This window comes from Haliea sp. E1-2-M8 (assembly GCF_030649675.1).
Classification (GTDB): Bacteria; Pseudomonadota; Gammaproteobacteria; order Pseudomonadales; family Halieaceae; genus Haliea.
Genome location: NZ_JAUTDR010000020.1, coordinates 56,382 through 71,177, shown reverse-complemented (window position 1 = coordinate 71,177; position 14,796 = coordinate 56,382). Strand labels below are relative to the sequence as shown.

The window sequence follows — 14,796 nt, the reverse complement described above, 5'->3', positions numbered from 1 at the left end:
TTCTCCAAGCACTTTTTCACACCACCGGTTCCATGCGTCATTACAGGTTCACCCAGCTGTTGAGGGCACGCAAACGAAACTGCTCCCCAGCATGGCTCAACACCACCGAATCGGGCAGGATTTCCTCGACGGTAACGCCGCGACCGACGCTTTGCCCCGCCCGCGCCTGCTGGCCATTGATGGTGACAGTCGACTCTCCTTCAGACCGGTAATCGTGCTGCAGGTACATCAGGGTGGGGACAGCGTCCTTGCGCTGCTGGGAAAGGTCGCCAAGGAACGGCGCCGAGTGCTCAGTCAACCGCACATCTTCCAGCGCTTGTTCCGCGGCGGTCACCAGGCTGGCAATGTCCACGGGCTCCTCGCTGGCGGTTGCCGCTGCCGGGGCGGGTTCAGAGGCCTCCTCCGGCGCAGTGGACTGCTGGTACAGAGCGGCGACCTCCGCACTGGTTCCCGTGCCAGCCGTCGAGGGCGGTGGCTGCGCGGGGGATGCGGCCACGACAGGTTCAACCATTTCAGGGTCTGTCTCCGGGGCTTGCTCCGGGACCACTGGCGTGTCTTGTGCCTCCTGTGGCTGCTGTGCCTCCATGGCTGGCTCGGCCTCCGGTTCAGGCGTTGCAGGCACCGGAGGGGGCGCAGCAAGCGATTCCGGGGTTTCCGTGACCACAGGCTGCCGCTCAGCTGGCGAGACGGGCGCTTCAGCCCCGCCGCGGCTGAACTCCCGACCCAGCAACACGCCGATCACCAGCAGAGCCAGAGCCAGGGCGGCCAGCATACCGCGCTGCCGCCAGGGACTCTGGTCGACAGAGGGGTAATAATGTTCGCTGTCCACACCCGGTACCGGCGCCGCGTTGTGCTGCTCGCGCCGGGCGCGATTCAGCGCTTCAAGAATCAGCGACATGCCCATACCCCGATGCCCGTCACTTTCAGGGCTGTTGTTGCCATCATGGCGTGGGCTCCCCTGTGGCTGCGGTGTCCGCCCTCAATGACTCCAGGGCGGCCTGAGCGGATAGATCGCGGCCCGCCAGCAAATTGAGACGCAACAGGGTCTGCTCCCCCACCACGCCGTCCGCCAGCAGTTGTTGCTCGCGCTGGAACAGGCGCACGCGGTCGGCCAGGGCCGCAGTATAGCGATTGTCCGCCAGGGGCTGGGGCTGCCCATCCAGACGCGCGAACAGCGTCGCCACATCGGCCACCGCGGGGCTGACCTCGGCGCGACCTATGGGGCCGCTGAATCCAGCCGGCGGCCGCCACAGCAGGCGGTAGCCGCCGCGCCACAGCGCTGCCACCTCGGTGAAGGGAACACTCTGCAGGGCATTCCCGGACCACAGCAGGGCGCGGCCTTTTTCCTCACCCAGGAACAATGCCGCGGCGGCAAAGCGCGCCGGCGTCACCAGATCCAGCAGCAGCGGGCGCTGCAGCGCCAGCAGTTCCTGCCAGGTCTCGGCGCGGCCGCGCAAACAGCTCAGGGGAAAGCGGATCGCATCGTCACAGAGTTGATCCAGCTGCGGCGCCGGGCCCTCGGCCTGCAGCTGCCAGAGATGCTCCAGCGCCGCCTGCGGGGCCAGCTGCCAGCTGCTGTCGGTTGCTGCCGGCTCCGGAGCTACCACCGGAGCCGGGGCTACCGGCGCCGCGGGTGCCTCTGCAGCTGCAGGAGTGGGCACCGCCGGCACCGCTTCCCCAGCGGCCGGGGATATCGCAGGCTCGACGGCGGGTACAGGCCCTTGCGACCATAGCCACCACAGCAAAAATAACAGCGCGGCCAGCAGCACCGCGCCGGCACCGAACCACAGCGCACGGCGTGAACGACTGCGGCCGACGCCCTCTTCCCCCATGACCTCGGCAGCCGCCACCGCCAGCATATCCCGGTCGGCACGGGGGCGATTGCGGCCATAGGTCCCCAGCAGAATGCGGTCACAGAGCACGTTGATCAGGCGCGGAATGCCCCGGGTCGTCCGGTGTATACCACGCACCACATCCGGCGGAAACAGTTCGCGCCCGGGTGCCAGCCCGGCCACCTGCAAGCGGTGGCGGATGTAGGCGCCGGTTTCTTCCGGGCTCAGTGGCGCCAGGTTATAGCGGGCAGTGATGCGCTGGTTAAGCTGGCGCAATTCCGGGCGCTGCAGCAGCTGCGCCAGTTCCGGCTGGCCGATAAGAATGATCTGCAGCAGTTTCTCGCTGTTGGTTTCGAGGTTGGTGAGCAGGCGGATCTGTTCCAGTACGTCGACGTCCAGGTGTTGGGCCTCGTCGATCATCAACACCGTTTTGCGCCCGTCCGCGTGGTTCTGCAACAGAAAACGGTGCAGGCTGTCGGTCAGGGTCTTCAGTGTGGGCTGCTGGCCGTCGTAGCTTATCCCCAGCTCATCGCAGACCGTCGCCAGCAATTCCAGTGCGTTCAGTGCGGGGTTGAGGATAATGGCGACCTCCGTTGCCGGCGGCAGCTGTTCCAGCAGACAGCGGTTGATAGTGGTCTTGCCGGTGCCGACCTCGCCGGTCAGCAGGATAAAGCCTCCACCTGCCCCGACCCCGTACAGCAGATGGGCCAGAGCATCCCGATGCCGGGGGCTCATGAACAGATAGCGCGGATTTACCGCGATGGAGAAAGGTGCTTCGTTGAGGCCAAAATACTGGTGATACATCTGCAACCGCGCTGCCCGTGCCCCGAAATCAGGCACTCATTATGCCCAAGGGAAGCAGGGGGCGCCATGCCGCAAGTACTGACCATGGTCTGCCGTTGACCGCAGCCCATTCGCAACGTTCAATAGGCCTGACGATAGGCGACATACCTGAGGAGAACTGCCATCCATTGCCTGCACCCATTGAAGCTCACCCTTTGCAGCCATCTGGCCGCGCTCTGCAGCAGCCTGCTGTTACTGCTCTGTGCGAGCCAGGGCTGGGCCGCCTCCGGCGGCGCCATCGCGATGCCGGACCGCTACTCGGCAGACGCAGCCGCGCGGGTGCTCGAGGACGGCGGTAACGCAATCGATGCCGCGGTCGCCGCGGCATTCGTGCTTGCGGTGACCTACCCGGAGGCCGGCAATATCGGTGGCGGCGGCTTTATGCTGAGCGTCATCGACGGCGACGCGCAATTCCTCGACTTCCGCGAGCGTGCACCGCAGGCGGCGAACCGCGACATGTATCTCGATGAGGACGGCGAGTTCGTGCAGCGGGCGTCGCTCATCGGCGGCCTCGCTTCCGGTGTGCCCGGTACCGTACGCGGCCTGCAGCTGGCCCATACCCGCTATGGCAGCCAGCCCTGGAGCCGCCTGCTACAGCCGGCGATCACCCTGGCGCGCGAGGGCTTCGAAGTCCCGGCGGGTCTCGCGGCGATGGCCCAGGGCAAGATTGAAGAAACTGCAGGGGAAACCAATTTCGCCGCCCACTATGGCGGCATGGGCACCGGAAAACCGTTCCGGCAAGCCGCACTGGCAGCCACTCTGGAGCGGATTGCCGTTGACCCCGAGGACTTCTATCGGGGAGTCACCGCCCGCTTGCTGGTAGCGCAAATGCAGCGCAGTGGCGGCTTGATCACGCTGCAGGACCTGGCGGATTACCGGGCGCAGTGGCGCGAGCCGCTGCAACTGCAGTGGCGGGACTACACCGTGCTTTCCGCGCCGCCCCCCAGTTCCGGCGGCATCGCCCTGCTGCAGCTTCTGGCCCTGCGCGACGCCATCGCTCCCGCAATTGCAGGCCTCGAGCACAACTCGGCGCCCTACATTCACCTGCTCGCTGAACTGAAAAAACGCGCATTCGCAGACCGCGCCGCGTACCTGGGTGATCCGGACCATGTGGATGTACCCGTAGCCGCTCTGCTGGCCCCGGATTATCTGGCTGCGCGGGCCGCGGGGGTCGATCCGGCACGCATTTCAAGCCCGGCCGCGGTGCCGCCGGGCCTGGAATCACCGGATACCACCCACTTCTCCATCCTCGATGGCGAGGGCAACAGCGTAGCTTTGACCTACACCCTCAATTGGGATTTCGGTTCCGGTGTCGTGGTGGAAGAGGCCGGTTTTCTGCTCAACAATGAAATGGACGACTTCTCGGCCAAGCCCGGCGTGCCCAACGCCTTTGGCGTCATCGGCAACGCGCGCAATGCGATCGCGCCGGGCAAGCGCATGCTGTCCTCCATGACCCCGACCATCCTGCTGCAGGATGGCAAACCCGCCCTGATCATCGGCACCCCCGGGGGCAGTACTATCTTCACCTCGGTGTTCCAGGTGATTCTCAACCTGTACGACTTCGACATGTCCCTGCAGGCCGCGGTAGACGCCACCCGTTTTCACCACCAGTTGCCCGAGGCCCGGGTGCTGCGCCACGACCAGCGCCCGATCAGTGCAAACCTGCGTCTGGCGCTGGAAAAGATGGGTTATACCGTGGTGCCCAACGACTGGGGCGACCTCGGCGATATCCAGGCTATCAAGGTGACGGAGAAAGGCGTTGAGACGGCTGCCGACAGCCGCGGCAGGGGGGTGGCGCGGCGGGTAAACCGGACCCCTGAGCACAAGGACTCAGGGACACTTGTAGGCGCTGTACTCGCCGGTGCCCTCGCTGATTGATTCACGCACTATGGTGTTGCCGCCCATGCCAAACGCGCGGTCGCGAGCGAGGTTATCCAGCTCTACCCGCACCTTGTTCTCGCTGCGTTCGATACCGGCCACCTTCCAGGCCACGCTGGTCGACACTTTGCCGAGACGCTGACAGTTGCCAACGGCACTGGCTTCAACCAGCTCAACCGCCCGCGCGTCGTCCGGGATCTTGACCCAGGTGCAGGCTGGTAACGCGAGCGTAAAAGCGGCCAACGCGGCCACCTTGAATACAGTATTGCGAATCATGATTCACCCCTGAAGCTGCTCGGTAAAGCTTATCACAGGGCAGGCGAGCCCACATACCCCGGACCGCGGACAGCGCGCCCCGGCATGGCGCCGGTATGCACTCCGTCGGCCAGCACCTGCTCCCCGTTGACGAACACATGGCGTACACCGCTGGCCAACTGATGGGGCTCCAGGTAAGTGGCATGGTCCTGGATGGTGTCGGGATCGAAAATAACGATATCGGCGTAATATCCCGCCGCCAGCACACCCCGGTCAGCGAGCCCGAGATGCCCCGCAGGCAGCGAGGTCAGCCGACGCACCGCCTCCCGCAGCGTGAGCACACCATCCTCGCGAACATACTTGCCCAACAGGCGGGCGAAGTTGCCGTAGGCACGCGGGTGAGTACTGCTGTTCAGGAACACGCCCTCCGGGGCGAGTGCCGCGGCGTCGGATTGAAAGCTCATCCAGGGCTGGGCAATCTGCTTGACCAGATTCTCTTCCGACATCATGAAATAGACGGCATCGACCCGGCTGTTGTCCTCGATCACGAGGTCGACCATGGTCTCGGCCGGAGTGCTGCCGCGCATGGCGGCGATTTCCGCCAGGGTCTTGCCGGCAAGTGGCTTCAATGCGTCGCTGCGAAAACCCACCAGCAGGACGTTGTCGGCACCGCCGGAGGCCAGGTAGATGTTCTCCCAGGCATCCGTTGGTGTCTCGATTTCTTCCAGCACTCGGGCGCGGATTTCCGGATCCCGCAGTCGCGCCACCCAGGCATCGAAACCGCCCTCCTGTACCCAGGGTGGCATGGCGGCGTTGAGGCCGGTCGAGCCCGCCGTATAGGTATACATGTTGGCGCGGATATCCACGCCTTCGGCCCGGGCCGCATTGATCCGGTCGATAACCTGGTCCATTTTCTCCCAATTATCCTTGCCCGCCGCTTTCAGATGATAGATTTCCACTGGCGCACCCGTGGCCTCGGCAATGGCCAGCACTTCATCCACCGCTTCCAACAGCCGGTTCCCTTCCGAGCGCATGTGGGTGATGTAGGAGCCACCGTAGTCGGCGGCCACGTCCACCAGGGCAATCAGCTCCTCCGTGTCCGCGTAGAAGGCCGGCATGTAGATCAGCGAGGAGCCGACGCCCATGGCGCCCTCCTCCATGGCCAGCGCCACATCGTCGCGCATTCCCTGCAACTCGTCCGCGGTCGGCGGCCGGTTCTCGTAGCCTACATGCTTGATGCGTAGCGTGGTCGCACCTACGAACGAGGCGACATTGGGCGAGACCCCGCGCTGTTCGAGGAACTTCAGGTATTCGCCCAGCGTGGTCCACTCAATGTCATAGCGAAAGTCGGTCTGGCGCTGGCGATCCTCGTCTTTCATCGCCTCGGTGAGCGGCCCCATGGACCAGCCCTCGCCGAAAACCTCCAGGGTCACGCCCTGCGCGATGTCGGAGAGGCCACGCCCGTCCTCGATCAGGGACTCCGTGGCCCAACTCAGCATATTGATGAACCCCGGAGCGACCGCCAGCCCCCCGGCGTCCAGCCTGCGCTCAGCGACAGCGCCCTCAAGATCACCGACAGCGACGATGCGGTCGCCGTTGATGGCGATGCGGCTCTGAACAGGGGATGTTCCCGACCCATCATAGACAACGCCATTGTCGATAATAAGGTCGTAGCGCGGAGCAGAAGCATCCGGCGCCTGCTGGCGCTCGCTGCAACCCGCAGCCAGCAGCAGTGCCAGCAGGGTGGTGAGTATTCGAATGGAGAGCGACATGGGCGAGGTTCCTTCTAGCCAGTAATCATGGGCCAGGTGTGGTACAACCGGGGCACCGTTGTCAGCAGCTTGCGGGTGTAGGCTGCCCCGGGTGTAGCAAGCACTTGCAGGATCGGCCCGCTTTCAACCAACTATGGCGTAGTCTCGGGCGCAAACGGCACAAACCGCCCAAGCCTCTGCTCGGTTATCGCTCCGTGCAGCAGCGCTGCGTCACCGTTGATGAACACGTGTTCCACGCCCTCGGCGTACAGCGTGGGCTCCGCCCAGGTAGCGCGGTCAATAACTGTCTCTGGATCAAATACCACAATATCGGCGACTGCACCTTCGCGCAGGACACCCCGATCGGTCAGCTTGAGATACCGCGCCGGCAACCCGGACATCTTGTGTACGGCATCTTCAAGGTCCAGAACACCCCACTCCCGTACGTAGCGGCCCAGTACCCTGGGGAATGTTCCTCGACCCCGCGGATGTTCCGGGTCGACTTCGGCACCATCGGAGGAAATCATCGCCCAGGGCTGACGCATGACAATGCGGATATCGTCTTCCTGGATTGCACCCAGCGTGACCATGGCGTTGTCACCTTCCGCGACGATCAGCTGACGATATAGTTCGAACGGGGTGACGCCCAGATCCTCCGCCAGATCTACGACCATCCGTCCTTCATACTCCTCGTTTTCGCTGACGACGATCCGCATCGACTGGTAGCCCACTACTTCGACCCAGCTATACAGGCCCTCGGGCGGTTCCTCGGTGATTGCCCTGGTCTGTGCCAGAACCTCCGGTTGCCCGGCAGTGTCCCGCCAGTACTGACGCAGATCCTGCGTCAGTTGCTCCATGGTATCCCCTGCCGCAGGCTCGTCGCGCATGATGCCTGCCATACGTTGCCTGAGCGCCTTGCCACGCTCGTCGTCACCGGGATAAAGCAGCGCGATCACCGGGGCGGTGGCGGCGCCATCATAGGGGTACAGATCAACGGTTACATTCTGCCCGCGTGCAATACCGGCTTCTACCAGGCGAACAATAGCGGGGCCCTTGCCAAAGTTTCCCGCGCCCACCGCCTTGATGTGGCCCGGGTGCGGGTCCACACCGGCCGCGAGGCCAATGTCCAGACACTCCTGGTGCGATGCCAGCAGGTTTTTGGCGGGATCCCGCACGTGCGAGTCATAGACCCCGCCGTAGGGCGCGGTGACTTTCGCCAGTGCCACCACCTCCTCGGTGCTCGCGTAGCTGCCCGGCAGATACATCAGGCCGGTGGAGAGGCCGACCGCACCAAAATCCATGGCGGCCTTGACCAGGTCCTGCATGCGTTGCAACTCGGCTGCATCCGGCTCGCGATTTTCCAGCTCCATCACTTCCCGGCGCACGGCGTTGTGGCCGATGTAAGCCATGAAGTTCGTGCCCATGCCACCCTGCTCGCCAAGCGTTGCGTAGCGCTGCATGTGCTCAAGGTCGAGATAACCGTCCACTCCATAAACGCTCGTCGTCACGCCCTGCCGCAGGAAACCTTCGACTGACGCCGTGGACGGATCGTCCAGGGCCCAGTCGGCATGGGAATGCACGTCGATAAAGCCCGGAGCAACGACCTTGCCGCTGACATCGATCACCTGCCCCGCGGCTGCGCTATCCAGCTTGCCAATGGCAACGATTCGTCCGCCTTCTATCCCGAGATCGGCGGGGTAAGCTTCGCTACCCGTGCCATCAACCACGGTGCCGTTGGCCAGAACCAGGTCATACTGCTTTGGCTCCGCAACTGCGGCTGCCGCGGCGTGGGCCTGGTCAGCCTGGTCCGAGCATGCGCCGACCAGCATCAGCAAGGGGGCCAGGACGAGTCCCCAAAAATTCCACGTTGATTCCATGTTCACTGCTCCCTGAATGTATTGGGCCGGCATAACGGTGCTAGAAAGTCAGTCTCACACCGCCAAAGAAATAGCGGCCGACGACATCGTACAATTGAGTGTTGGTGCCCAGGTTATTGATGAAATCCACCGGCGCAACCGGCGGATCCTCGTCAAAGACGTTGTTGATTCCAGCATAAAGCTGCAGATTGCCACTCTCGCTCAAGGGGACATCATAGCGGGCGGCCAGGTTGACATAGTAGACATCGTCCACATCGTTGTCATTGATGTCTTCGGCCGTCTGATCGGCCAGGTAGTCGCCACCGCCGACGTAGCGCAATTGTGCGGTCACGCCAAGCTGCCCTATCCGGTAGTCACCGGAGAGGTTCCAGCGCCATTCAGGTGTCGGGTTGTCGCCCGCGGCATCCGGACCCACCACGCCAGCATCATCCAGCACGGTGATGCCATCGGGGGAGAACGATTGCTCCTCGACATAGCTCGCCAGCCAGCGCAGCGTCAGAGTACCGCCCACAAGTTCCGGTACTTCGTAGACCGCCTCCAGATCAACTCCCTCGACATTGCGCTGTGCCACGTTGACCAGGTTTTCCTGCACCCGGAACAATTCTCCGTTCTGCAGAGTCACCAACTCACAGAGAGCGCCGGTTGCAAAGCAGGTGTCGACAACGGTTTGTGCCGGCAGGCTGCTGATGGCGCCATCGATCTCGATCTGGTACCAGTCCGCCGACAGGCTAAACCGGTCCAGCCATGCAGGCTGGTACACGGCACCAAAGGTCACGGTATCCGATTCCTCGGGCGCCAGCTCGGTATTGCCACCGACCGGAACCTGGATCAGGCGGGACACCCCCCCGCTGAACGGGTCGACCAGGTTCTGGAAGAACAGGCGCGATGTCTGGAACAGCTCGCCAATATTCGGTGCGCGAATGTCGCGGGACACGGTGCCACGGAAGGTGAGATCGGTATAGGGACTGAAGGTTGCCCCCAGTTGCCAGGTATTCTCGCCACCGCTGGTGCTGTAGTCGGTGTAACGGATCGCGGCATTGACATCCAGGTTCATGCCGTTGGCACCCGCCAGCACCGGAACCCCCGCCTCCAGGAATGCTTCGGACACATCGAACTCGCCTTCCAGCGGCACCACATTGGTAATGAAATACCCGCCGTCAACGGCGGTCTTGTCGGGTGTGGTGGACGAGCTCTCTTCGCGGTACTCGGCCCCGAATGCCAGCGCGACCGGTCCAGCGGGCAAGTCCAGCAGTTCACCGCTCATGGATGCGGCAAACACTTTCTGCCGCACTTCCCACTGCAAGCTGGCGGTGCCGTGAATGTAATCGAGAGCGGCCTGGCTGGGAGCACCGTTGCCAAACAGATTCAGAGGCACACAGCCCGGCGCACCGTTGGCGCCACCGAGGTTTGCCCGGCACACGTTATTTCCTGTTGCGGGGTCACGCACTGCGTCAATGGCAAAGTTTCGGTTGGCCTTGATGACATTGTTGAACTGCAGAGCCTGGGAATCGGTGGTGCCGGTAGCCGCTGACAACTCCCAGCGCCATGCGTCGGCAAAGTCGCCCCTTGCCCCCGCAAGAAAACGCGTGGTCTCATTGGTGGTGTCCGAGGTAATTGCCCCGTGATCAATATTGGTGCGAGCCATTACCAGCACCGGAATGGCATTCTCTGTCATGACCTGCTGCAGTGGCTCCGGTATGAACGGGTTATCCGCGGCAATAATGTCCGGACCGCCGCCAATGAAGCTCCACGGGTGTACCGTTTCGTTTCTGGAGCTGGTCTTGCCCCAGGATGCTTCCGCGAACAGGGTAACTCTGTCAGTGAGATCATGGCTGCCAATCGCCATGAAGGATTTGCGATCGTAGGGCGCGGAGAGACTGGCAGGATCACCAAACGGAGTGCCGTCACCACCAACCTGGAAAGGTAGCGCGGCAAATGCGTTGGGAATCGGGAATTCGCCTATGTCGTAGGGCAGCCACTCACCAGCGGGACCAAAGCGGGTCTGGGCTACGGCGGGATGATTGCCCAGTGCCAGCGGCAGGTAACCACCGGGGGTACCCAGACCCAACACCACATTGCGAGTGATGAGTCGTGCTGGAACGCCATCATCGGGGCCCGTGTCTAGCGGGTTACCGACAATCCCCCAGCGTTCCCTGCCCCAGTCGCGGTCACTTTGGTTCACGACACCGTCGTGGTTCTCCATGTCGCCACCGACTACCAGGTGGCTGCGGCCGTCATCACTGGCAACCCCGAAGGCGAGGGAAACGAATTCTGTCTGGGCATCACCCTCGCCGGCCTCGCCATAGCGGGCATCGACCCTGGCTCCCTCGAACTCGCGATCAAGCTGGAGGTTCACTACTCCGGCCACCGCATCGGAGCCCCACTGAGCGGAGGCACCGCCAGTGACGACTTCCACGTTCTTGATCAGAGACTGTGGTATCACGTTGATGTTGATCGCCCCGGTATCATTGGTAGGGGTGAAGCGGCGTCGATCCACGAGAACCAGAGTGCGGTTGGGCCCCAGGCCGCGCAGGTCCAGCAGGTTGGCACCATTGAGGCTGGATGAAAGGGTGGTGGTTGCCGGTGTTGTGGTGCCAATGAAGGAAGGTATTTCATTGAGGAAGTCGGCTATATTCACCAAGCCCCGCGCGTCCAGCTGCTCCCGGCTGACCGTGGTAACCGGCTTGGGCGACTCAAACCCGGACTGCAGCCGGGTCGCCGCAGAGGTGACAATCACCTCCTCCAGAACACCGCCACCGGAACCCTGAGCATAGACGGCGCCAGCTGGCAGCGTTGCCATGGCAACGGCTGCCGAAAGCCTCGTCAGGCTACAGGCATGCTCGCGCACACAGTGGGCCAGCTTCGTCAACGTCAACATATTTCCCGCCATAGCTGCTCTCCATTCTCGTTATGGTGTTCTCCCGGGCCCGCCGGATACTCCGTGCCGGCAGCCGGGCTGGATGCGAATGGGAAAAAGGTAGCACAGGTTCGTTGTTATAACAACATACTGGATCCGGGCGCAGGGATACGCCGAAGACGGACCCGCCAGGGCCCCGGGCTAGATGCCCTGCTCAATCCGCACCTGCTCCACATGGTCTTTCAGTTTGTCCAGAAGACGGCACAACTCCCGCTTTTCCCTGTCGCTGAGGACATCGGTGAACAGTTCTGCCTGTTGGATAAACACTGGATAAATGCGATCAACCAGCTTGCGCCCTTTCTCTGTCAGCCAGATGTAGGGGCTGTTCTTGTGGGCGTGATTGGGAATCTTCCCGATCAACCCCTCTCGCTCCAGGCCGGTGATGGCCCTGCTGATGCTGCCCTTGTCCTGCTGCACCAGGCGCACGATGTCACTGGCTGTAGCCGGGCCTACCTGGGTGATGCACCCGAGTACCCGCCACTCGCGGGTCTTGATACCAAAACGCTTTACGTTACTGGCGCTGCTGCCAAAAGCCATCAGGTTGGCGGCAATCGTGATCTGGTAGCTGATATGGGAGGGCGGCTCCATACCCTCCGTCAGCTGGTCCTTCTTCGACCTGGGCAGTGGTGCTAGAGGCATCGTCTCTCCTTATTGCGGACCGGGCCGCGACCGTATCGTATAGCCTGCAGGCAACAATTCGCTCACTTCGTTGTCACGACAACATACTTGTGCTAACGTCTGATCCGCCTGAGAGCGGAGACCACGTACCGTCTACAGATTAGCATTGAATGAATTGCCGGGCATGTGCGCAGCTCGCACCCGAGGCCCCGCAGGTGGTCCCGGACAGCCGCCCGAGCCAGGCACCGACCCCACTGGCTGGAGGACAAGGCCATTATTACGTCAACAATAAGAACATGTACCCGGCGCTGTTGCTTCATTGCCCTGGCGACTCTTTCCAGCCTTTCCTGGTCCGGGGAGACGTGGAAACCTGACCCGGACACAATCGACCAGGTCGATTCCCTGTTGGCCATTGAGATACCCTGGCAGGGCCTCACCCCCGCCTACACCATCCTGGTGGATGTGGGGGGCGAAACATTTTACAGCAACAGCGTGGGCTTTGCGGATTTGGAGCATCAGGTCGCCGCGGGCAGCGATACGGTATACCAGCTCGGCTCCATCACCAAGTCCTACACTGCGCACCTGGTCCTGCAACTGGTTGCAGGGGGCGAGTTGCAGCTGGAGGGACGGGTAGTCGATTACCTTCCCGACTACGAGGGTCCCGGCCGTCACGCCAATCTGCAGCAGCTACTGACTCACACCTCGGGCATCGCCAATTATACCGCCCTGCCAACAGGGCAAGCGATCCTCACCTGGGTACCGAACCAGCGGGAGGATATACTGCGACTGTTCGCCGACACCCCGCTCGATTTCGAGTCCGGCAGCCATTTTCTGTACTCGAACTCTGGCTACTATCTGCTGGGCCTTATTCTCGAAGCTGTGACCGGGGAGGACTTCTACGCTCTGTTGCAGGAGCGGATCCTGGATCCGCTGGGGCTGACGCATACCTACAGCGGACGCCACGAGGACATTGTCGCCAATCGCGCGCAAGGTTACCTGGCCACCCCCGAGGGCTTCCACAATGCCGCGCCCACACCCTACCTCACACCCTTCGCCGCGGGCTCCATCCAGGCTACGGCAGCAGACCTCGCACAGTACCGGCGCAAGATCTTCACTTCGTCCGCGGTAGCAGAAAGTTTGCGTACCTTGATCACGAGGACACTCGCGTTTCCCGATGGGACACCGCAAACCTACGCTCTCGGCGCGCTGACCCGAAATGAAAACCACGGTTACACCGTGTGGGCCCATGGCGGCAGTATTACCGGCTTCAGTTCCCACCACGCCTACTACCCGGAACTGGACATGACTGTCGTTATCCTCAGCAATGCCGGAAATCCACCGGTGTCGCCGGCTGTGCTCTCCCGCAAGATCACCAGTCTGCTGTTGGGCAAGGAGCCGGTCATACCTGAGCCGCTGGTCAGGCAACCTGGTCCCGAGCGCCTGCGCCAATTGAGTGGCACCTACCTGATGACACCCTTCCGCCTCACCGCGGATGGACTGTTCTCCCTCGTGTACCACGATGGCACCCTGCTCGCCCGGCTGGGTGCCGCGGACGATGAGCAGGCCCCCACACTGCCGCTTACCGCCGTGGGGCCAGGGGAGTTCGTGGCCCAGGGTGGCATGGGCCTGCAGGTACGCCTGCGGGAAGTGGATGGAGTGGTAACGGGCGTAGATATCAGCATCCCGGCCATGGACCGGCCGCCCTTCCCCGCCATACCGACCAGCGGCCGCTGATATGGCCGCGTGGCGCGCCTACCTGCTCCCGGGGCTGATTTTCCAGTCGGTAATCATCGGCGGTGGTTACGCCACCGGACGCGAACTGGTGGAGTTCTTCGTTCCCTCGGGACCCGTGGGAGGACTGCTGGGCATTGTTGTCGCCGGCCTGGTCTTCAGTATCGTCATGGCCGCGGCCTACGAGTTCGCACGGGTAACACGTTCCTTCGACTACCGGACCTTCTGCCGGCATTTGCTGGGACCGGCCTGGATACTCTACGAGATCGCCTACATTGCCCTGGTCATCCTGATTCTCGCGGTGGTCGGCTCCGCGGCGGGAGAACTGGTGCTCACCCTGCTGGGAGTACCGGCGACAGCGGGCACGGTTGCCATGATGGTGCTGGTGGGCCTGCTGACGTTTCTCGGCTCGGCGGTGATCCAGAAAGCGCTGGCGTTCTGGTCTGTACTTCTCTACCTGGTGTACATCGCCCTGTTCATCATCACCTTCGTCAACTTCGGCGATGCCATCCAGCATACGCTGGACGCGGATCAGGGCGGGGAGAACTGGCTGGTCAACGGTGTCCGCTATGCGGGCTACAACATCAATCTACCGGCGGTACTTTTCTGCATGGTGCTGCTCACCAGCCGGCGCCAGGCCATTGGTGCCGGCATGATCACCGGCGCCATCGCCGTGGTGCCGGCGTTCATGTTTTATCTGGCGATGATGTCCCAGTACCCAGAGATTGCCGAGCAACCGGTCCCTGCCCTGTATCTCATGGCACAGCTGCAGACACCCTGGCTGCAGCTGCTGTTCCAGCTGGTAGTATTCGGCACCTTCGTCGAGACCGGCACCGGACTGTTGCATTCGATCAACGAGCGCATCGATGTGCAAGCCCATGAGACGGGCCACCGGCTACCGCGATTCGCACGCCCACTGATCGCGGCAGGACTCTTGCTCGTGTCGGTATACGGTGCCACCGCGATCGGTATTGTGGATCTTATCGCCAAAGGTTACGGGTTTCTGACCTGGGTGTTTATTGCCATCCTCATACTGCCACTGCTAACCCTGGGTATCTGGAAAATCCACCGGCTATCCCCGCCAGGATCCTGAC

10 protein-coding genes are annotated in these 14,796 nt (G+C 62.7%); 3 read left to right on the top strand and 7 right to left on the bottom strand.

Annotation, left to right across the window (positions count from 1 at the left end):
• Window positions 1-40: 40 nt before the first annotated feature.
• Window positions 41-898: a general secretion pathway protein GspB gene (locus Q6D67_RS16005; RefSeq protein ID WP_304706670.1), complete on the bottom strand. Its 858-nt coding sequence runs from the start codon at window positions 896-898 to the stop codon at window positions 41-43.
• Between the two features lie 43 nt (window positions 899-941).
• Entirely contained in the window at window positions 942-2,672 is a 1,731-nt protein-coding gene (locus Q6D67_RS16000) for an AAA family ATPase (RefSeq protein WP_370551977.1), read from the bottom strand.
• A gap of 144 nt (window positions 2,673-2,816) precedes the next feature.
• Between Q6D67_RS16000 and ggt the strand changes: the two genes are divergently transcribed.
• Entirely contained in the window at window positions 2,817-4,553 is a 1,737-nt protein-coding gene (gene ggt, locus Q6D67_RS15995; RefSeq protein ID WP_304706669.1) for a gamma-glutamyltransferase, read from the top strand.
• Here ggt and Q6D67_RS15990 read toward each other — a convergent pair.
• From Q6D67_RS15990 to Q6D67_RS15970, 5 genes are all read right to left on the bottom strand, one after another.
• The gene (locus tag Q6D67_RS15990; RefSeq protein ID WP_304706668.1) at window positions 4,506-4,829 is read right to left on the bottom strand and encodes a DUF4156 domain-containing protein; all 324 of its coding nucleotides are present in this window, start codon (window positions 4,827-4,829) and stop codon (window positions 4,506-4,508) included. The two genes, ggt and Q6D67_RS15990, sit on opposite strands and share 48 nt — an antisense overlap.
• Before the next feature lie 32 nt (window positions 4,830-4,861).
• A complete protein-coding gene (locus Q6D67_RS15985; RefSeq protein WP_304706667.1) occupies window positions 4,862-6,580 on the bottom strand; it encodes an amidohydrolase family protein in 1,719 nt (572 codons plus the stop codon).
• Window positions 6,581-6,711: 131 nt separating this feature from the next.
• Entirely contained in the window at window positions 6,712-8,436 is a 1,725-nt protein-coding gene (locus tag Q6D67_RS15980) for an amidohydrolase family protein (protein WP_304706666.1), read from the bottom strand.
• 40 nt (window positions 8,437-8,476) lie between these two features.
• Window positions 8,477-11,314, bottom strand: coding sequence for a TonB-dependent receptor domain-containing protein (locus Q6D67_RS15975; RefSeq protein ID WP_304706665.1), 2,838 nt, complete (start codon window positions 11,312-11,314; stop codon window positions 8,477-8,479).
• A 180-nt stretch (window positions 11,315-11,494) separates the two neighbouring features.
• On the bottom strand, window positions 11,495-11,992 hold the full coding sequence (locus Q6D67_RS15970; protein WP_304706664.1) for a MarR family winged helix-turn-helix transcriptional regulator: 498 nt from the start codon (window positions 11,990-11,992) through the stop codon (window positions 11,495-11,497).
• 384 nt (window positions 11,993-12,376) lie between these two features.
• Here Q6D67_RS15970 and Q6D67_RS15965 point away from each other — a divergent pair, with 384 nt between their 5' ends.
• Together Q6D67_RS15965 and Q6D67_RS15960 are read left to right on the top strand one after the other, a co-directional pair.
• Window positions 12,377-13,705, top strand: a complete 1,329-nt coding sequence (locus tag Q6D67_RS15965) for a serine hydrolase (RefSeq protein ID WP_304706663.1) — start codon at window positions 12,377-12,379, stop codon at window positions 13,703-13,705.
• Between the two features lies 1 nt (window position 13,706).
• Window positions 13,707-14,795 (top strand): hypothetical protein, encoded by a 1,089-nt coding sequence (locus Q6D67_RS15960; protein WP_304706662.1) that lies wholly within the window; start codon window positions 13,707-13,709, stop codon window positions 14,793-14,795.
• Window position 14,796 lies beyond the last annotated feature (1 nt).